Origin of the sequence: uncultured Anaerococcus sp., assembly GCF_937934665.1 — a bacterium.
In the GTDB taxonomy this organism is placed as follows: Bacteria; Bacillota; Clostridia; order Tissierellales; family Peptoniphilaceae; genus Anaerococcus.
On sequence record NZ_CALGYW010000053.1, the window covers coordinates 1 to 20,587 of the forward strand.

Consider the following 20,587-nt stretch of genomic DNA (forward strand, 5'->3'; position numbering starts at 1 on the left):
ATTAGTTTTATCTTTTCAGGTATAACTGCGTCTGCTACTGAATCATTTAGGACATGGTAAACTGAATATATCCTCCCATCTAGATCTAAGTCTAAAAGCATATGCAAGAATAATCTCAATCTTGTCTCATCTAGGGTATTTTCACTTGTTGTTACTAGTATTACCATAATTTGGCCAGTATGCATGGCTTTTCTAACTACAAGATGTCTTAGAAGTCCTTCTTTTCTCATCTTGTGGTAGAAGTCAGTTTCTTTTTCCCTAAAATATGCTTGAACTTTTGATCTTATGGTATTAAAATCTGAGTCCACTATATTGCAATCAAGGCAGTCTACTATTTCATAAAATCTTCTTTTTCTATGAAGACCTAATACAAGGGGTCCTCCTTTAACAGAGTCTCCAAAGGTATATTCCATCTTGTTTCTATAACCTCTTGTCACAGGTGACCTATTTATAGATATATCATTATCGTATTTTATACCATGTTCTTTAAAAAGATCTTTTATCATACTATGCTTTAGCATAAGTTCAGTTTCATATGGTACTTTCTGGTAGGCACATCCTCCACAAATATCTGACTGCGGACAATAATCTCTAGCATTTTCAAGCTTAGATTCGAGAAGGAGTTCTATGTATTTACCTTTTATTCTTTCCTTGTTTTTCTTTCCAGCCTTGACTCTTACAGTTTGACCTAAAAGTCCTCCCTTAAATTCCACTTTCCTGTTATTTTCATCAAAGCCAATTGAGATATTTGGATATTTCATTTGGCTAATTTTTATATCTTTAGTTGCTCTCTTTTTCATCTATACTCCAAAATTCATTTATTGTTTTATCAAAATCTATTTTATTAGTTGTTATACCCTGTCTAATCCAGTGTTTGGGGAAAAGATTCATATATTTTTGCCAGGAATACCTATCATCTAAAAGATAGATTATTCCCTTATCATCTTCTCCTCTTATGACCCTTCCTGCAGCTTGAAATACCTTGTTTAGTCCTGGATAGGTATAGGAATAATCAAAGCCATTAAAGCCTTCCTTATCAAAGTGATACTTGATTAAATCTCTTTCCTTAGACACTCCAGGCATACCTACTGAGATTATCATAGATCCTATTAACCTATCACCAATTAGGTCTACTCCTTCAGAAAATATTCCTCCCAGGACTAAAAAACCTACTTTGTCCGAATCATGGCTAAATTCGTTTAAAAAATCATTCCTAGCTCCTGCTGTCATTATTCTTTCTTGGATGATAATCTCTTGGTCAAAATTATCCCTATAGTATTCTGCTACATCTTCCATATAAGAGTAGGAAGGGAAAAATATAAAGTAATTGCCCTTCTTGCTTGTAACAAAATCGTTAATAGACTCTGCCACCAAGGCTAAGTTTCTATTCCTATCCCTGAACCTTGTCGATAAATTTTTCTTGATAATCAAAAGGTGGTCAGGATTAAAAGGCATATCTAGCCTTAATTTTAGGGAATCTTCGCCCGCTAGTGTCTTTACAAAATAACCCATTGGTGAAAGGGTCGCAGAGAAAAATACCGAACTTCTAGATAGGCTATATTTATTTTTAAGAACTTCTCTCGGGTCTACACATTTTATTTCAAAGCTTCTTTCCATACTTTCTGGGTCATAGGAAATAACATTATAAAAACCTTCTGTAAAATAATCTGAGATTTTTAGATACTTATTTATCTCAAAATAAAGGTCTAAAACCTCATCATAAGCAGCGTGGTCAGTTTTTTCTACTAAGAATTTCTCCATGGCTTTAGATAGGGAAATTAGATCCTTATCTAAATTATCGATGTATTCATTTGTAAAATAATAATAATTTTTACCTGCTATTTCTCCTAGCTTATAAAAATCATCAACTATTTGACTTAGTTTTTTCCTTACTTTCCTGTCCTTTTTCTCATCTAAAAGTTTTATAAGGGATGAAAATTCAAAATCTTTGAAGGTAAAAGAATACATATCCCTAGTTCTTTCAAGAAGGTTGTGGGCCTCATCTATCAAAAATACATAAGAATCTATGACTTCTTCAAAAAACCTCTTCAAAAAGACATTTGGATCGAAAACATAGTTGTAATCACAGATTACAAAGTCAGCGTATGTGCTAATATCAAGTTCAAACTCTAAGGGACATACCATATATTTTTTGGCATACTTAACAATTATATCATAATCTATTATATTTTCATTCTCCAATATATCTTTAAGGGCATCATTTACCCTATCAAAATGCCCCTTTGCATAAGGACAGTCGTCAGGATTACAAGATACTTCGTCGTTTAAACAAATTTTTTCCTTGCTTGTAATTTGGAGAGCCTTTATAAATAGTCCCTTATCTTCAAGGAGATAAAGACTTTTTAGTGCTTCTTTAGCAATTGTGTTTTTGCTTGTAAGGTAAAAAATCTTGTCAGTGAGATTTTCTGGCATTGATTTTATACTAGGGAAAATTGCTGATATGGTTTTACCAATACCAGTAGGTGCATCGACAAATAAGTTTTTCTCATCTAGTATTGCCGTATATACTGCAACAGCCATCTTCCTCTGGCCTTTTCTATAAGTTTTATAAGGAAAATCCAAATCTTTTATGCTATTATTTCGCTTTTCGATATTCTTAGCTATAATTTTTGAGAAAATAAGATATTCATCCAAAATCCTATAATAAAAATCTCTAAGTTCTTCAAAGGTAAAAGTTTTTTCAAAAATTTTTGACTTATAATCCTCTACCGACACATAAGTAAGAGAAATTATCATCTTTTCTTGGTTTTTATCAAAAGCAAAAAAATAGGCGTAGCACATGGCTTGTGCCCAGTGTAGTTTGTTATCACCTGTGAGTTCATCAAGATCTCTAGAAGATGATTTAATCTCATCTATTAAATAAAGATCATCTTTCTTTCCAAGCCCATCTGCCCTACCTTCAATTTCAAAATCTACGTTCTTATATGTAGTTACATTTTTAAGTTTATATTCCTTTTTATAGGTTTTATCATATTGAGATTGAATTTTTTGATGAGCTCTGATTCCTTCAATCATCCTGGTATTGTCTCTAAATCTATTGTCAATATCTCCTGATCTCATAGCAAATTCAATCAAATTTCTTACAGATGTCTTTATTTTCATAGCTTCTCCTAATTTTATTATACTCTAATGGGTATAAATTAAGAAAGGAGGATTTTATGAACGAAACAATTAAAACCCAACTAAATCACAGGACAATTAGAGAATTTAAAGATGAAAAAATAGATAAAAAAATTATTTCACACCTGCTTAATGTTGTGAATATGTCCGCATCTTCTAACGGTATGCAGAATATGTCAGTAATAAGAATTACTGATCAGAAAATCAAGGATGCCCTTGCAGAAAATGGCAATCAAGAATATATGAGAAGGGCTCCTGAGCTTTGGATTTTTATAGTAGATCTTAAGAGAAATTATGAAATAGCTAAGGAAATGGGCCAGGAAAATAACAATATTATAAGCTTTGATAAGTTTATCCAAGGTTTTACTGATGCTATAATAGCTGCTCAAAACCTAACAGTTGCTGTTGAGTCTTTAGGGCTTGGAGCAAATTATTTTGGCAATATCCACAATGATACAAAAAAGGTAATAGAACTTTTAAAAATGCCAAAACTAACTTATCCAGCAGTTGGAGTTGGATTTGGTATACCAAATCAAAATCCACAAATTAAGCCAAGACTTGATATAAATCTAAAGACTTTTGAAAATTCATATAAAAGCTATGATTCTTATCTAGAAATGATAAAAGATTATGATGAAGAAATGACAAGCTATTATGACCTAAGAGATTCAGGTAGGAAGAGTGAATCATTTTCTAGTCAAATCCCAAAAAAACAAGGAAGTATAATTAAAAACAGAAATAAAATGTTTGAAACTTTAATAGAGCAAGGATTTATCTTAAATCTCGATAATAACTTGGAAAATTCCCCTAAATAGCTTATAATATATAATATCAGAGTAGATAAAGAGCGATTAGTGCTGGAAAATGGGTTGTTGTTTCCAGACGAAACTTCCGATTCTTTATCGCAACCGCTGTCCTCTGATAGAAAGGGGAAAAAATGAATAAAAAATTCAGTGTAGATGCATTAGCAAAGTCAGGTATGCTTACCGCCCTATCAATCATCCTATCAAGATATCTGGGATTCTTCATTACACCAACAATGAAGGTTTCATTTGGTACACTACCACTTATAATATCTGGTATGATGCTAGGCCCAATAATGGGAGGCCTATCAGGAGTAGCTTCTGATTTAATCGGGGTTATGATAAATGCCGGAGGTACACCTCACCTAGGTTTTACCCTAGGAGCCTTACTAACAGGTGCAGTTCCAGGACTTATTAGCTTATATTGCAAAAATAAAAAAATTGACTTGAAATTCGAAGTTCTTTTTATAATAATCTTTGTATATTTAATAAGTCACACCTTGCTAACACCGCTTTGGCTTTCTCAATTATATGGAACTCCTTATAAGGTACTTATTATAAGCAGGATGCCAAAGGTACTGATTGATGCTATAATAAATTATATTTTACTTTACTTTGTAGCATCAAAGATCCTACCAAAAGTTAAGTAGAATTTAAAAATGGTGGCTAATAGATTTTTCTATTAACCACCACTTTTATTACAAAGCTTAAACCTATTTAGGTGCCAAAACCTTGGCTTTTCCTTCAATAACTACTTCACCTTTTTGATTGGTACATACAGTTTCTAGGATAACTCTATTTTTTTCTTTAATTATTTCTTCTACAGTACACTTAGCAGTAATGGTATCTCCAAAATACACTGGTTTAGTGAAATTTAAGTCTTGGCCTAGGTATATAGTTCCAGGGCCAGGTAATTTTGTACCAAGAACAGCTGATATAAAACCTGCACTTAACATACCATGGGCTATCCTTTTTTTAAAAAAAGTTTTTTCAGCATAGCTTTCATTTATATGAGCCGGGTTAAAATCACCAGATACACCTGCATAATTATAGCAATCAGCCTCTGTGACAGTTTTTGTAAAGGATGCACTTTGGCCTATTTCTAACTCTTCTATAGTAAATCCCTTTAAAGTATCCATAATTCCTCCTATTTAGAGTGCGCTTTTACCCAATCTACTACTGTAGGTGCTACTTCTTTTTGACTTCTACCACTTACAAACATACCTATATGTCCTGTTGGGAAGCTCTTAGCTGTATAATCTCTTGATCCTACTAGGTCCTTAAGAGGAATACTTGCTGCACTTGGTACTTGGTTATCTTTTTCAGCATATAGGTTTAAAACTGGTTGTTTTATATTCTTTAAGTCAACTTTTTTACCTGCTATTTCCATCTCGCCCTTAGCAAGCTTATTTTCTCTATACATAGAATTTAAAAACTCTTTATATGCCATACCAGCTTGGCCTGGACTATCAAAAATCCACTTTTCCATAGTCATAAAGTTAGATAAGTTGTCTGGTTCGTCCAAGTCATTAATTAGATCGACGTATTTATTAACCATTAAAGAAATTGGTTTTAAAGTCAAAAATCCAGTATTCATAAATTCGCCTGGAACTACTCCATAAGCATCAACCATCCTATCAGGATTTAAATATTTGCCCCACTTAAATAATAATCCATCGTCTGTTGAAAAATCAACAGGTGTAACCATGGTTACTACGTTTTTTATTTTTTCTGGGTGAAGGGCAGTATACATTAAACTAAAGGTACCACCTTGGCAAACACCCAAAATATTAATTTTATCAGCTCCGCTTGCTTTTCTTATATAATCTACACAATCATCTATATAAATATTTATATAGTCATCAAGAGTTAGATATTTGTCTTCTTGAGTTGGGAATCCCCACTCTATTAAATATAGGTCTAGACCACTATCTACAAGTTTTTTTATAAATGATTTTTCCTTGCCTATATCCATCATGGCTGGAGTATTTACTAGGGCATATACAATAAGTGTAGGTATTTTTATAGGATTATCATTAGATTTATTGTAGTGGTAAAGTTTTAACTTATCCTCGGTAAATACCACTTCCCTAGGTGTTTGGTTAGCTTGGTTACTTTTGACATCTAGCATAGATTCAAAGCTCTTTAAAAACTTTTCCTGGGCTTCGATGTTTTCCTTAATACTATCTTTTAAATCGAAAAAATTGTAATCGCTATACATATATCCTTACCTCCAAGAGTTACTATTATTTATTTGTTTCTTGTTTGTTATTTGTAGAATTTTTCAAATCTTCCATCTCTTTTTGTAAGTTTCTTAATTCACGTCTAATGTCATATACCTTTTTATAAACATTATCTACTTGTGATATTGTTACAATTGGTAAATCAGCTAGGGCTTTTTCAACTAATTTATTGTACTCAATTTTAAAAATCATAGCTGAATCTGCAGTTTTAGCAATTAATTTTGAAAATTCATCTGTATAAAAATAAGTTTCCATTGCATTTTCAACATGTTTAGACCACATGTCGTAAAATTCTTTGAAGGTTTTAACTCCTTCACCTTTTTCTAGGGATTTGATATAGTCAGCAAATGCATCCTTAGAATATTTATAACCTACTGTTGAAGACTTGGTCATAAATTCTGATACAGATACTAACATCTCAATCATAGCGTCAATAGCCTTATTATTTTGCTCTAACATCTCCCTAGCTGAGCCAACAACTGGTGACTTAACTAAGATACCAAAGGTTTGATCATAGGCTTTTTTCCATTGGATCAATGTATCAGAAAGTTTCATTGGGTCATCAAATATACTTTCCATGGTTATATCAGCTATATTTTGGTAGGCACTTGACCAAGGTCCTAAAAAGTTTTCTAGGGATTTAAAATAGGTGTTGAAATAACTTTGAGTATCAGTCATTAATCCCTGGATTTCTTTTGGCATCAAAGGTAGGAGATTATTTAAGAAAATCTTATTAAACTGTTCTACCATTTTGTCTACGTTTTCTTTATAGAGTTTGTTCCCAGGTTTGATAACGTTTTTATTGAAGTTTTTCCAACCCTCATAGGCACCTAGATATAGTTTTTGTGAATTCATCATTTTTTCAAAAACTTCTAAGTTAAATTCCGGCATAAACTTACTTGCTTCAAAAGGATTATACATATTCATCATGTTTAACCATACATCATATGGATTTTGTTTGTAATAATTTTGTGGGTTCATATAACCAAACATTTTCTGCCAGTCTTCAAACATTCTCTTTTGAAAACTCATTACATCTTGGAAATTAGTAAAATCAAAGTCCTTTTTCTCTTCTTCTTCACTAACCTGATTACCTGTTTTTGTAAATGTTTCTACCCAGTCATTCATAAATTTTTGACTTGTTGTAAACATATCTTTCCATGCTTTATAATTATCAGTCATATAATCTCCGTCCTTTCTAGTATATATATGATTAATTAAACATATTGATGATATACTTCCTTATTACTTATATACCCAGTTTTATTGATTGATAACACTATTTATTTACTTAATTAAAATATTTTTTAAAAAAAGGGCTGTCGTAAGTTTTATAACTTCTACGACAGCCTCTATTTTTCATTCATTTTCTCTTATAAAATTATTTATAAGCTGGGCAACATCTTTTTTAAAAGAGTCATCTCCCGCATAGCCTGTTACCAAATGGCCATGCTCTTTGACCTTGCCTACAACCATAATATTTCTATAAAGTTTATTTTCTCCAGTTCCCTGATATCTCATGTCAGTGATAATCCCAATAATCATCCTTGGAAAATTTATATCATGGTCTATCTCAAATTCTCTCATAATCCCATGGGCCATGATTTCTGCAGAAACTCCATCATCTATAGTAAGTCCATCTAGGTTTGCTATAAGAATATTGGCTTCTTTTAATTTAGCAGTATCTGCTTGAGATACTTTTATATCAGTTATGGTTTTATCATTTGTCTTTTTATCGTTTATATCTGCATTTCTCTGTGGCACATAAAGTTCTAGGTCAGTATTTTTTTCTATATACTGAGCTAAGTCCTCTGTCCACCTAAACATAGCATCATTAAAAAAATGACTTGCTAGGTATCCTTTCAATCTTTACTCCTTTAAAATTTTCTACCAGCTCCACCGCCTCCGGATGATCCTCCACCACCGGAAAATCCTCCGCCAAAGCCGCTTCCAGATCCTCCCCAAGAACCTGATGAAGATCCCCAAGATGACCAGCCTGGACCAAATCTAGGATAAGTATAGCGTCGTCTTCTTCTAAAGCCTCCGCCACCGCCACCTCTGTAATTATTGTTGTTTATAATATTTGAGATTATTATAAATATAACTATCATAAAGAGGATGGTTCCTAGTGATATGCCGCCTTCTTCATAATTTGAGTCAGAAAGTTCATCTTGATAGCCTGTATAATCTTTTTCAAGTTCTATGTCATACTCAGCTGCAATCTCGCCTACTACTGCATTAAAACCTTCATTAAGAGCCTTGGAATAATTTCCTTCTTGTAGGTCATCTAGCATAAAAGAATCAATTATCCTACCAATTTTACCATCGTTTAGCCTACCTTCTATACCGTAGCCTGTGATGATATTTATTTGATTTTGTCCTTTCTGATCACTCATCAGTAATAAAATCAGGACACCATTGTCTTTTTCTTGATTGCCTATCTTCCAGCCATTAAAAATTTCCGTGCCGTAATGGTTTCCCTCGAGATTATCTGGATTAGGAAGGGTCATTACTACTACTTGGCTTCCCGTTTTATCTTCAAGTTGCCTGTTGGTTTTATTTATATTATCCTTGGTAGACTCATCTAAGAGATTTTCTTCATCAAGGTAATAATTATCTGTCGGACTTGGAATGCTGGCATAAGTCTTTGTTTGAAAAAGGCAGAAAAATACTAGAAGTAATAGCCAAAGTTTTTTAAATTTTGCCTTTCTCATAGTAACTCCTTTTTTTACTTTTATCTATAATCTAGTTAATTACCAAAGTCTACTTTCGGTGCATCTTGAGCACTAGCATCTGCCTTAAAGTATTCTGCTGCGTCATACCCTGTAAATTTAGCTATTAAATTTGTTGGGAATTTTTTAATATCAGTATTATAGGACTGGACTGCTTCGTTATAATTTTTTCTTTCTGTTGAAATCCTGTTTTCAGTACCTGCTAGTTCATCCATTAATTGAACAAATTGGGTATCTGCTTTTAGTTCTGGGTAGGCTTCAACTACCACATTGATATCACCTATAGCTCTTGTTAGCTCTTCGTTAGCCTCAGCTAATTCTTGCGGACTTTCTGCATTTTGAATACCTGCTCTTGCATTGGTTACCTTTGTAAGAGTTTCAGACTCATGGTCAGTATAGCCCTTAACTGTGCTTACAAGGTTTGGTATTAAATCTGCCCTTCTTTGGACAACATTTTGTACCTGAGCATAGGCCTGGTTTACATTTTCTCGACTTCCTGCAAGTCTGTTATAGGTTGGTACAATCATCACTAGGGCAATAACAACAACTGCTATTATTGCAATAATTAGACCCATTGCACCTGATCTTTTCTTGTTATTTGTCATTTTTTCCTCCTAAGTTATCTTTATATTATTTATACCCAGTTAAAAGAATAACTTTGTTATTTTCTAAAGATTTTCTTACATCTATTATTCTTTGATTTGAAGAACCCCTAAAACTAAGCCTTAGATCTTTTAGCTCTTCTATAAATTCACCATCTACAAGGACGTCAATTTCTTCTAAAATTTCCCTAGATTTCCCCATGTTGGCTAGGTTCTCAAAAACAAAACCAGAATAAACCCAAATAGGCTTATCTACTTCTTTTTTAATATTTCTAAGGGCTTTTAGAAGTCCTATGGGATTTTCAAAAGGCTCTCCGCCAAGAACTGTAAGTCCTTCTACCTGATCAAGTTTTAGGTAAGAAATGACCTCTCTTTCGGCTTTCTCATCCCATTTTTTCCCGTACTTAAAATTCATATAATCGGTATTAAAACAATTTGGGCAATTTCTATCGCAACCTGTAAGGAAAAAAGTGGTCCTGATACCAGGACCATTTGCTACATCGTATTTTCTAATTTGTGCATAATTCATATGTGAAGTACTCTCGCCTTTATTTCTTTGGTTCTTCCTTCATTCCAGAAATTTTCTCCAAGATAGCCACAAGTTCTCCTTACTACAGTAAGGGTCGCCCTATCGTGGTTGCCACAATTTGGACAATACCACTCGTTATCATCATCTAGGAGTATCTCACCATCATAACCACAATTTCCGCAATAATCGCTTTTTGTATTAAATTCTGCGTATTGGATGTGGTCATAGATATATTCGATCATAGTTAAAACTGCTTCTATGTTATTGTTCATATTTGGGATTTCTGCATAGGAAATACATCCACCTGTTGATAATTTTTGGAATTCCGATTCAAAATCAAACTTATCAAAAACTGTAATATGCTCTCTAACATCAACATGGAAGGAGTTTGTATAGTATCCCTTGTCAGTAACATCTTCTATATCTCCAAATCTCTCCTTGTCGATTGATGCAAACCTATGAGTTAAGCTTTCTGCAGGAGTGCCGTAAACTGCAAAGGCTATACCATATTTATCTGACCGCTCTTCTTTCTTAGCATTTAACATCTTCATGATTTTCATCGCAAAATCGTGGCCCTTCTTTGTTGTGTGGCTTTCTCCTATGGTAAGTTTTGTAGCTTCATATATGCCAATATAGCCGATTGTTACTGTTGCATACCCATTTTCAAGAAGTGGTTTTATTGATTCGTGTTTTTTAAGTCTTGCTATAGCTCCATGTTGGAAGTGGATTGGAGATGAATCACTTGTTACCTTTGCTAGGTGCTCATACCTTAAAAGTCCAACTTTCTTAACTAGGTCAAGTCTTTTTTCTAAGATTTCAAAGAATAAATCTTCATCACCATGGGCAAGGATTCCTATTTGTGGAAGATTTATTGTGCAAACTCCCATATTAAACCTACCATCAAACTTATAATCCCCGTACTTATCCTTGTATGGAGGAAGGAAAGCCCTGCATCCCATTGGTGCAAAAACATTGCCTTCATAGTTTTCACGCATCTTCTTAGCTGATATATAATCTGGATACATTCTCTTCGCCGTACATTTTGCCGCAAGCCTTGTTAAGGAAAAATACTTAGAATCTGGATTTATATTATTTTCATCAAGGACATAAATAAGCTTTGGAAAAGCAGGTGTTACATAGACACCTTGGTCATTTTTGATACCTTGGATTCTTTGTTTTAAGATTTCTTCTATGATTTCAACTGTCTGATCTAGATAAGGGTCGTTTTCATCTGTGTGCATGAAAAGAGTCACAAATGGTGATTGGCCATTTGAAGTCATTAAGGTATTTATTTGATACTGGATAGTTTGAATACCACTTTCAAGGTCTCTTTTGGTAAGTGCATCTGCCATTTTCTTGGCTTGGTCACTATTATCCAATATCTCACTTGCAAGCATCAAATTTTTCTTATAGGATTTTTCTAAATAAGGGCTTAGGCAAGCTATATTTATTGATTGACCACCATATTGGTTTGACGCAATTTGGGCGATAATTTGTGTCATAACATTACATGCTACTTGAAATGACTTTGGTGTTTCAATCATCTTTTCATTTACAACTGTTCCCTTATCTAGCATGTCCTTCATATCTACCAGGCAACAATTAAAAATTGGTTGAATGAGATAGTCTAGGTCATGGATATGTATAGCACCTGATTCGTGTGCTTCTACAAGGTCGGCTGGGATTAGCTTTCTTTTTGCTATGTCTTTTGCAACCTCACCTGCTATTAGATCTCTTTGAGTTGAAGCAATGATTGGATTTTTGTTTGAATTTTCATCCATTACATCTATATTAGTTTGATTTAAAAGTCCGATTATTTCATCGTCAGATGTATTTTGCTCACGTTTGTAAGCCTGAACTGACTTGTATGACTCATAGGCCTTGGCAGTAGCAGGATTTTTTCTATCTATTAATTTATAGTAAACTAAGTCTTCGATTTCATAAATTGAGATTTCTCTTTTGTTTTTAGATCTCTCTTCGATTTCACTAGCTACTTCTGCTGCTTGGCCTTTTACATAAATACCGCTTGGGGAATGCATGGCTTTTTCTATAGCTAGGGTGATTTTATCTTTATTAAAATCGACCTTAGTCCCATCTCTTTTAATTACTTGTAACATTTTTACCTCCATAATCTAGTAATATCATACCATATTTTATTTTTAAAGTAAAATAAAAAACACTATATGTAGTAGTCTGTGAATAAATATTACTACATATAGTATAATCCCTAAATATAGCCAAAGTGAAAACGGAGCAATTAACTAAACTACTCCGTCTTTATTTCTACTTGGCTTAATTAACCTATTTAGTTTTAAATTCTAATTTATTATCTATAAGATCTAAAACTGTTGTATCTTTTTCGGCTACCTTGCCCTCAATTATTAGTCTACCTAATTTAGTTTCTACGTTTCTTTGTAGGTATCTCTTAACAGGTCTAGCACCGTATTCTACATCATAAGAATTAGCCAAGATATATTCTTTAGCTGCTGGGGTTATTTCAAGTTTGATGTCCCTATCAGATAGTCTCTTTCTAATATTATCAATTTGTAGGTCGATAATTTCATAGACCTGATCACTTGTAAGTGGAGTAAACATCACTATATCGTCAATCCTATTTAAGAATTCTGGCTTAAAAGAATGTCTTAAAACTTCATCTACCTGTTTTTGGTTTTCTTCCTTAATGGTTCCATCATCATTTAGACCATTAAGTAAAAACTCTGACCCAATGTTAGATGTCATGATAATTATTGTATTTTTAAAGTCCACTGTCCTACCCTGGCTATCTGTTAACCTACCATCATCTAAAACTTGTAATAGGATATTGAAAACATCAGGGTGGGCCTTTTCAATTTCATCAAAAAGGATAACTGAGTAAGGCTTTCTACGTACAGCCTCTGTTAATTGGCCACCTTCTTCATAGCCTACATAACCTGGTGCTGCACCTATTAGTCTTGATACTGAATATTTTTCCATATATTCACTCATATCTATCCTAATCATGTTATGCTCGTCATCAAACATGGCTTCTGTTAAGGTCTTTGCAAGTTCTGTCTTACCAACACCAGTAGGTCCTAGGAAGATAAAAGATCCAATTGGTCTATTTTGCTCTTTAAGACCTGACCTTGCCCTAATTATAGCGTCAGACACAGCCCTTATTGCCTCGTCTTGGCCAATTACTCTCTTGTGAAGGGTTTCGCCTAGATGTAAAATTTTTGTTCTTTCTGTTTCTACAAGTTTTGACACTGGTATATTTGTCCAGCTTGATACTACATCTGCCACATCTTCATCAGTTACCTCTTCTTTTATAGAAGATTCATTGTTACTAGAAGCACCTGCTTCTTTTAATTTATTTTCAAGTTCAACAAGCTTTCCATACTTAAGTTCTGATAGTTTTTCAAAATCGTAAGATCTTTCTGCCTGTTCTATTTCTACCTTAACCCTATCTATATCTTCTTTAATGGTTTTGACATCATCTATGGCAGACTTTTGTTCTTTCCATTTTAGAAAATCTTCATTATAGGATTCTGATAGGTCTGCCAGTTCTTTTTCAAGGTCAGCTAGTCTCTTTTTAGAATAATCATCTTCTTCTTTTTTTAGAGCAGTTATTTCAATTTGTAGTTGTAAAAGCTTTCTTTTTTGCTCATCAAGATAGGCAGGCATGGTATCTATCTCTGTCCTAACAGTTGCACAGGCTTCATCCATAAGGTCTATTGCCTTATCTGGTAAGAACCTATCTGTTATATACCTATCAGATAATTCGGCTGCTGCTATTACTGCAGAGTCTTGGATTCTAATACCGTGAAAGATTTCATATTTTTCCTTAATACCTCTAAGGATTGAGATAGTATCTTCAACGCTAGGCTCATCTACCATTACCTTTTGGAATCTTCTTTCTAGGGCTCCATCTTTTTCTATATGTTCCCTATACTCATTTAAGGTTGTAGCACCAATCACCTTGATTTCTCCACGGGCAAGCATTGGTTTCATAATATTTGATGCATCCATAGCACCTTCTGATTTTCCAGCTCCTACAATAGTGTGAATCTCATCGATAAACATTATGATTTGGCCATCAGATTTTTTAACTTCTTCGATTACTGCCTTTAGTCTTTCTTCAAACTGGCCCCTATATTTAGCACCCGCAACTAGAGCTCCCATATCAAGGGAGAATATTCTCCTACCTTGAAGAGGTTCTGGTACATCGTTATTTACAATCCTTTGGGCAAGACCTTCGACAATAGCTGTTTTACCTACCCCTGGTTGACCAATTAGTACTGGGTTATTTTTCTTACGACGAGAAAGAATCCTTAGAGCATTTCTAATCTCAGCATCTCTTCCTATTACTGGGTCGATTTTTCCTTCTCTTGCTTCTGCTGTTAAGTCTCTACCAAATTTTTCTAGAGGATTTGAAGTTTCCTCAGGATTATCTGTAGTTACTTTTTGACCATTCCTGACTATTAGGACATTATCTTTGAAGGCTTTATAAGAAATATTAAATTCCTTATTTATCGGAGTCATTTCAGTATTTTCTTTTAGTAAGGAAAGGAAAATGTGCTCAATTGATATAAATGTATCTCCCATAGCCTCTGCCTCATCCTCAGCCTTTAAAAATATTCTTTGAAAGACTTGGGATGGGTAGGTCTTGGCATTACCTGATTGTTTAGGAAGAGAATCTATCTTTCCTTCTATTTTTTGTTTATAAGCGTTTACGTCTACTCCCATCTTGGATAAAACCATAGATACATAGGAGGATGGGCTATCAACTAGGCTTAGGGCTAAATGAAATTCATTTACTTCAGGATTAGCATCTTTGATTGCCATTGAATTTGCATTGTTGATAGCTTCGATTGATTTTTGTGTTAATTTACTGTTATCCATATTATCCCTCGATTTCTTTTAGCTTTTTATAAAGTTCTATTTGTTCTTCGTTTAACTCTGGGTTATCAATAACTATATCTAAGATTAAGTCTCCAGTCTTATCTCTCCTATCTGTATAGCCTAGGTTTTTAAGTCTAATTTTCTTATCTGAAGATATCTTTCCTGGAATAGTTACTAGGATAGAGCCCTTAACTGTCGATATTTTTTTCTTTGTGCCAAAGTAGGCATCCCAAGGACTAATTTTAACTTTTTTGACAAAGTCAATTCCTTCAAGCCTTAAATCTTCACTCTCTTTAATCCTTACCAAAACGATTATATCTGCATTTATTCCGTATTTTGAACCATCTATTTTTATTTTATTTTTATTTTTTAGTCCCTTTGGAATATTTACTTCTATATCTTTTATGCCAGTATCGGATTTGATAGATATCTTTCTACTAGTACCCTTCATTGCTTCATCAATTGATATGCTTACTTCAGTGTCTAATTTTGACATAGTTTTTTTACCAAACCCACTTCCGAAGCTGCTTCCAAAACCACTGCCAAAGCCTTGGCTTTTTCTAGAAGAAGCTCCTCCAAAAAGGGTATCAAAAAAGTCTGAAAAACCCGAACCATTTGAACTTGTGTATGTGTAAGAGCCATTACCGAAGTTATTAAAATCAAAACCAAAGTCTCTCGGATCAAAGTTTTGACCTCCGGAAAAATTCGCATTTGCACCAAAAGTATCGTATTTTTTCCTTTTATCTTTGTCTGATAAAACTTCGTAGGCTTCATTTATTTCTGTAAATTTTTTATGTGCACTTTCATCATTTGGATGAAGGTCTGGGTGGTATTTTTTAGCAAGCTTTCTGTAAGCTTTTTTAATTTCAGCCGCACTAGCTTTTTTATCCACCCCTAGCACTTCATAATAATCTCTAAATTGCATTTACACCTCCATCATAATTCTTTGACCATCTCTGACCTTAATCATATTATACTAGGATAAATATTCGTTTCAACTATATTTATGTATTTATTAAGAAGTTTAAGAACTTTTAAAAATTTATTAGGATGTCTAAATTTAGAGATTTAAAAAGAGATTTCATAGTGAAATCTCTTTATTTTACTTTAGTGATCGTATTCTACGAGTGATATTACATCATAGTCCTCTAGAACTTCTCTACCCTTTAGAGATGTAAGTTCTATTAAGAATTCAAAGCAAACAACTTCTCCACCTATAGATTCTACAAGTTTTGCTGCAGCCTTGGCGGAACCACCTGTTGCTATAAGATCATCTACTATTACTACCTTATCTCCCTTATTAACTGCGTCCTTATGGATTTCTAGCTCATTAGTTCCATATTCAAGATCATAGCTAACTTTTTCAATTTCTGCTGGAAGCTTACCTGGTTTTCTTATTGGGATAAAACCCTTATTTAACCTATCAGATAGGGGTGCTCCAAATATAAGTCCTCTAGACTCAACACCTGCTATATAGTCAAAATCATAGCCTTCTAGCTCTTTTTCAAGCATGTCGATTGTCTTTTTGAAACCATCCCTATCCTTAAGTAGGGTTGTTATATCCTTAAAGGATATGCCCTTTTCTGGGTAATCTTCTATTACTCTAATTAACGATTTAATATCCATATCTCCTCCATCTTATTCATAGTTATTATACCCATTTCCTAATTTCTTAAAAATGAATTTAAATAACTAGTTCTGATATTTTCTATAGATTCTGGATAAATCTTATAATAAGAAACCCCACCCATATTAAAAGGCTCACCTTCAAGCTTTACAGAGTTAAGTCTATTAGAATCAACCAACTTAAAGTCCATAGCAAGGAATGATAGGTCTTTAAGGCTCATATTTGTCCTAAGATAAGGCTTCATAGCCGCATAGACCTTTGGAAGTTTTGGAAGATTTTTTGCCTTAGTAGCTTCTCTTATAAATTGCTTTAAAAAGTCTTGCTGGGTATTTATCCTACCTAAATCTGCATTTTGATAACCCTTCCTAAATCTTACATAAGTTAGAACCTCGTCTCCTGCCATAGTATGGATACCTGGGCTAAGACTCATAGCACTTGCTACTTCTGGACTTATATCAACATCCATCCCACCTAAGGCATCTATACCCTCTATTACAGCTTCAAAAGATACAACCATATATTTATCAAGATTAATCCCTAAAAAATCTCTAACTACATTCATAGTAAGATCTATGCCACCATAGGAATGGGCTGCATTAATCTTATCCATTTTGCCATTTATATCTACATAGGAATCTCTCGGTATAGATATAAGGCTAACCGAATCATCTTTGCTATCAGTTTTTATTAACATAAGGGTATCGGTCCTTGTTCCTGTTTCTTCCCCTGTTGAGTCAACACCGGCTAGAAGAAATAACTTCTCATCCCCAGATTCCTTAAAACCTGTAAGAGGATTTTCTACATTCCCTCCCTTAAAAAATCCCACAAGGATAAAGGCTGCTGCAAATACAATCACAAATAGCAAAAATATAATAATTGATTTTATAATTCTTATAAATTTATTTTCCATTTCATCACCTAAACTTATCATACGCTCAAACTCACAATTTATCTTACAATTTTTTTAAGTTAAGCTATAATATAGGTGGAGGATATATGTTAAATAAAATTATTGATCAATATCTAAAAGAAAATACCTATCCCTTCCATATGCCAGGTCACAAAAGGTCAAAGTTTTTAAATCCTGACCTTGGCTATGGGAGAGATTTTACAGAAATAGACGGTCTCGATAACCTAAATGATCCTAAGGAAGTTTTTGTAGAAATGGAGAAAAAAATCGCTCAAATCTATACTGTCAAAGAGGCAATTATTTCTACTAATGGATCTACATCTGGAATTTTAGCGGCTATAAGGACCATTTCCAAAAATAATAAAAATATTCTAATCCAAAGGTCATCCCATAAGGCTGTTTACAATGCTTGTCTTATAAATAAATTAAAGGTTGACTACCTTGGAGTAAGAACTAATGACCTTGGAGCCATAGTAGATATTTATTATGAAGACCTAGAAGATAAATTGAAATCAAAGTCCTACTCAAGTCTTGTGATTACTTCACCTTCCTATGAGGGTTATATCTTAGATTTAGAAAAAATTTATGATATGTGTAAGAAATATAAGACCAAACTTATTTTAGATATGGCCCACGGGTCTCATTTATTTATAGAAGGTTTATATAAAAATACTTTTGATATGGCCATAACTTCCTTTCATAAAAATCTACCTGCCCTAACTCCAGGAGCGGCTGTTTTAGTAAACGATGAAACTTTAGTAAAAGATTTAAGATTTTCTATGGCAATCTTTCAGACTTCTTCCCCATCATATTTGATTTTACAATCAATTGATTATATCCTGGAAAACCTAGGAGAAATGGAGATCTTAAATAAGAATTTAAGTGAAAATCTTGATGACCTTTATAGGCTAAATTTAAAAAATTTAGAATTAATAGATTGTAAAAATAAAGATAGGTCAAAGATTTTAATTTCAACTAAAAATACAAACATAAACGGCAAAAGCTTAGGAATCCTATTAAAAAATGAAAAAATTGAAATAGAAATGTCCTATCCTTCCTATGCCCTACTGATTGCAAGTCTTTACGATACTGATTACGGTTTTGATACACTAAAAAAAGCCCTAATAAAAATAGATTTAGGCCTAGAAGCATCTCATAATTTATTTAATTTTACCTACACAAATCCTAAAAAAATCTATGAAATTTATGAAGCTATGGATAAAGATTCAGAATTAATTGCTATAGACAAGACGGAGGGGAAAATTGCAGCAGGCTTTACCTATGCCTACCCACCTGGAATCCCTATATTAGCTCCAGGGGAACTTATAGAAAAAAAAGTTTTAGAAAATATAGGTAATTTACTAAGAAATAATATAAATATAAACCTTAATAATCATTCTATTTCTGTCCTAATTGACAAAAGAGACAAAAACTGTTAATATAATAAATGAATAAGAAATTCTTATCAATAAGGAGATTTTAATATGAAAAGAATATTTACACTTAACACAAGAAATCTTCACAAGAGCCAAAAAGATGGCGGTTGTGGCGAATGCCAAACATCTTGCCAATCTGCTTGTAAAACATCTTGCGGAGTTGCCAACCAAGAATGTGTTAGCAAAAAAGAAAATAAATAGGAAAAAACTTACTCTATTTAATAACTTACTTACATATATGTAGGTAAGTTTTTTTCTGTTTATAACTTTTCTATTCCTACTTATTAAGTATAATATAAGAGATTTTAATAAAGGAGAATTTATGATACACCAATATAAAGCTAAGGGTCTTAATATTGTTTTGGATATATATAGTGGATCTGTCCACCTAGTTGACGACGTTACATACGATATAATCGAAAAATACGAAAACACTGATAAGAACCAGTTAAGAAATGAGATTAAAGAAAAATATGATCTAACAAGCAAAGAAGTAGGTGCAGCTTTTGCTGAAGTAGAAGATTTAATTGCCTCAGGTCAATTATTTACAGAAGATAATTTCAAGGACCTTGCTATAGACGTTACAAAAAGACCTACAACTATCAAGGCCCTCTGCCTAAATGTTGCCCACACCTGCAATTTTACTTGTGATTACTGCTTTGCTAAGGGAGGTAAATACCACGGTCCAGATGCAATAATGACTGAAGAAGTTGCTACAAAAGCTATTGACTTTCTTTTAGAAAATTCTGGGTCTCACTATAACCTAGATATAGACTTTTTTGGTGGTGAGCCTTTGATGAATTTCGACGTGGTAAAATCCACAGTTAACTATGCAAGAAGCAAGGAAGAAGAATATAACAAGCATTTTAACTTTACCCTTACTACAAATGGCCTACTTTTAAATGACGATACAATTGATTATTTAAACGAAAATATGAAAAATGTGGTTCTTTCTTTAGATGGTAGAAAAGAAAAGCATGATCATTTTAGAAAGACTCTTTCTGGAGATGGGTCTTTTGACTTAATCGTTCCAAAATTCCAGAAACTCGTTGAAAAGCGTGGCGATAAGGAATACTACATGAGAGGAACCTATACTGCAAATAACCTTGATTTTACGGAAGACATCAAAACCTATCTAGACCTAGGTTTTAAACGTACTTCTCTTGAGCCAGTTGTAGGTAGCCCTGATAATGAGTACGCATTAAAAGATGAACACCTACCAATCTTATTTGACCAATATGAAAAACTTGCAGATATGATGATGGATGCAATTGATAAGGACGATGATTTTATCTTCTACCACTATATGATAGACCTTGAAAATGGACCTTGTATTCACAAGAGACTTTCTGGTTGTGGATCTGGGACAGAATATATGGCAGTAACTCCAACTGGAGACCTCTTCCCTTGCCACCAATTTGTTGGTAATGAAGATTTCAAAATAGGAAATATTTTTGAGGGAGTAAAAAATACTGAGCTTGTAAATGAGTTTAAGACTTGCAACTGCTATTCAAAAGCAGAATGTAGAGAATGTTGGGCAAATATGTACTGCTCTGGAGGTTGTGCTGCAAATAACTTTAACGCAACAGGAGATTTAAACCACACCCACGAATATTCCTGTAAACTATTTAGAAAGAGAATAGAAATGGCCCTTGCCGTTAAAATTTATGAATTTATGAAGGAAGC

At 33.4% G+C, this 20,587-nt stretch carries 18 protein-coding genes, 1 pseudogene and 1 riboswitch; of the genes and pseudogenes, 5 read left to right on the forward strand and 14 right to left on the reverse strand.

The window, feature by feature from the left end; all coding sequences use genetic code 11:
• Nucleotides 1-800 (reverse strand): annotated as a pseudogene (locus tag Q0410_RS02430) (23S rRNA (uracil-5-)-methyltransferase RumA); the annotation flags it as partial.
• Nucleotides 781-3,123, reverse strand: a complete 2,343-nt coding sequence (locus tag Q0410_RS02435; protein WP_299032499.1) for an ATP-dependent DNA helicase — start codon at nt 3,121-3,123, stop codon at nt 781-783. The gene Q0410_RS02435 and the pseudogene Q0410_RS02430, both read right to left, overlap by 20 nt.
• 56 nt (nt 3,124-3,179) lie before the next feature.
• Here Q0410_RS02435 and Q0410_RS02440 point away from each other — a divergent pair, with 56 nt between their 5' ends.
• Both Q0410_RS02440 and Q0410_RS02445 read left to right on the forward strand, forming a co-directional pair.
• A complete protein-coding gene (locus Q0410_RS02440; RefSeq protein ID WP_299032501.1) occupies nt 3,180-3,956 on the forward strand; it encodes a nitroreductase family protein in 777 nt (258 codons plus the stop codon).
• Between the two features lie 15 nt (nt 3,957-3,971).
• Nucleotides 3,972-4,057: riboswitch (THF riboswitch) on the forward strand.
• A 21-nt stretch (nt 4,058-4,078) separates the two neighbouring features.
• Nucleotides 4,079-4,594 (forward strand): folate family ECF transporter S component, encoded by a 516-nt coding sequence (locus Q0410_RS02445; protein WP_299032503.1) that lies wholly within the window; start codon nt 4,079-4,081, stop codon nt 4,592-4,594.
• 63 nt (nt 4,595-4,657) lie between these two features.
• On the opposite strand, the gene Q0410_RS02450 is transcribed toward Q0410_RS02445, so the two are convergent.
• The 12 genes from Q0410_RS02450 to Q0410_RS02505 all read right to left on the reverse strand — a co-directional run bounded on the left by Q0410_RS02450 (nt 4,658) and on the right by Q0410_RS02505 (nt 17,465).
• Nucleotides 4,658-5,083, reverse strand: a complete 426-nt coding sequence (locus Q0410_RS02450; protein ID WP_299032505.1) for a MaoC family dehydratase — start codon at nt 5,081-5,083, stop codon at nt 4,658-4,660.
• 8 nt (nt 5,084-5,091) lie between these two features.
• Complete coding sequence (gene phaC / locus Q0410_RS02455; RefSeq protein ID WP_299032507.1) at nt 5,092-6,165, reverse strand: class III poly(R)-hydroxyalkanoic acid synthase subunit PhaC; 1,074 nt, start codon at nt 6,163-6,165, stop codon at nt 5,092-5,094.
• A 25-nt stretch (nt 6,166-6,190) separates the two neighbouring features.
• Entirely contained in the window at nt 6,191-7,369 is a 1,179-nt protein-coding gene (locus Q0410_RS02460; RefSeq protein WP_299032509.1) for a poly(R)-hydroxyalkanoic acid synthase subunit PhaE, read from the reverse strand.
• Nucleotides 7,370-7,546: 177 nt separating this feature from the next.
• Entirely contained in the window at nt 7,547-8,053 is a 507-nt protein-coding gene (locus Q0410_RS02465) for a nucleoside 2-deoxyribosyltransferase (RefSeq protein ID WP_299032511.1), read from the reverse strand.
• Between the two features lie 11 nt (nt 8,054-8,064).
• The gene (locus tag Q0410_RS02470; RefSeq protein ID WP_299032513.1) at nt 8,065-8,901 is read right to left on the reverse strand and encodes a YgcG family protein; all 837 of its coding nucleotides are present in this window, start codon (nt 8,899-8,901) and stop codon (nt 8,065-8,067) included.
• Nucleotides 8,902-8,936: 35 nt separating this feature from the next.
• Nucleotides 8,937-9,524 carry a LemA family protein gene (locus tag Q0410_RS02475; protein ID WP_299032515.1) on the reverse strand — a complete coding sequence of 196 codons (588 nt, stop codon included), beginning with the start codon at nt 9,522-9,524 and terminating at the stop codon, nt 8,937-8,939.
• Between the two features lie 25 nt (nt 9,525-9,549).
• A complete protein-coding gene (gene nrdG, locus Q0410_RS02480) occupies nt 9,550-10,050 on the reverse strand; it encodes an anaerobic ribonucleoside-triphosphate reductase activating protein (RefSeq protein WP_299032516.1) in 501 nt (166 codons plus the stop codon).
• Nucleotides 10,047-12,167: an anaerobic ribonucleoside-triphosphate reductase gene (gene nrdD, locus Q0410_RS02485; RefSeq protein ID WP_299032518.1), complete on the reverse strand. Its 2,121-nt coding sequence runs from the start codon at nt 12,165-12,167 to the stop codon at nt 10,047-10,049. Before nrdD ends, nrdG begins: the two co-directional genes overlap by 4 nt.
• 184 nt (nt 12,168-12,351) lie before the next feature.
• Nucleotides 12,352-14,928: an ATP-dependent chaperone ClpB gene (gene clpB, locus Q0410_RS02490; protein ID WP_299032520.1), complete on the reverse strand. Its 2,577-nt coding sequence runs from the start codon at nt 14,926-14,928 to the stop codon at nt 12,352-12,354.
• A gap of 1 nt (nt 14,929) precedes the next feature.
• The gene (locus Q0410_RS02495) at nt 14,930-15,853 is read right to left on the reverse strand and encodes a DnaJ domain-containing protein (RefSeq protein WP_299032522.1); all 924 of its coding nucleotides are present in this window, start codon (nt 15,851-15,853) and stop codon (nt 14,930-14,932) included.
• Nucleotides 15,854-16,035: 182 nt separating this feature from the next.
• Nucleotides 16,036-16,554 carry an adenine phosphoribosyltransferase gene (locus Q0410_RS02500; RefSeq protein ID WP_299032524.1) on the reverse strand — a complete coding sequence of 173 codons (519 nt, stop codon included), beginning with the start codon at nt 16,552-16,554 and terminating at the stop codon, nt 16,036-16,038.
• 38 nt (nt 16,555-16,592) lie between these two features.
• Nucleotides 16,593-17,465 carry an LCP family protein gene (locus Q0410_RS02505; protein WP_299032526.1) on the reverse strand — a complete coding sequence of 291 codons (873 nt, stop codon included), beginning with the start codon at nt 17,463-17,465 and terminating at the stop codon, nt 16,593-16,595.
• 86 nt (nt 17,466-17,551) lie between these two features.
• Here Q0410_RS02505 and Q0410_RS02510 point away from each other — a divergent pair, with 86 nt between their 5' ends.
• The 3 genes from Q0410_RS02510 to scfB all read left to right on the forward strand — a co-directional run.
• On the forward strand, nt 17,552-18,904 hold the full coding sequence (locus Q0410_RS02510) for an aminotransferase class V-fold PLP-dependent enzyme (RefSeq protein ID WP_299032528.1): 1,353 nt from the start codon (nt 17,552-17,554) through the stop codon (nt 18,902-18,904).
• 45 nt (nt 18,905-18,949) lie between these two features.
• A complete protein-coding gene (scfA, locus tag Q0410_RS02515) occupies nt 18,950-19,102 on the forward strand; it encodes a six-cysteine ranthipeptide SCIFF (protein ID WP_299032530.1) in 153 nt (50 codons plus the stop codon).
• 121 nt (nt 19,103-19,223) lie between these two features.
• The coding region (gene scfB / locus Q0410_RS02520) for a thioether cross-link-forming SCIFF peptide maturase (RefSeq protein WP_299032532.1) at nt 19,224-20,587 on the forward strand (1,364 nt) is incomplete at its 3' end.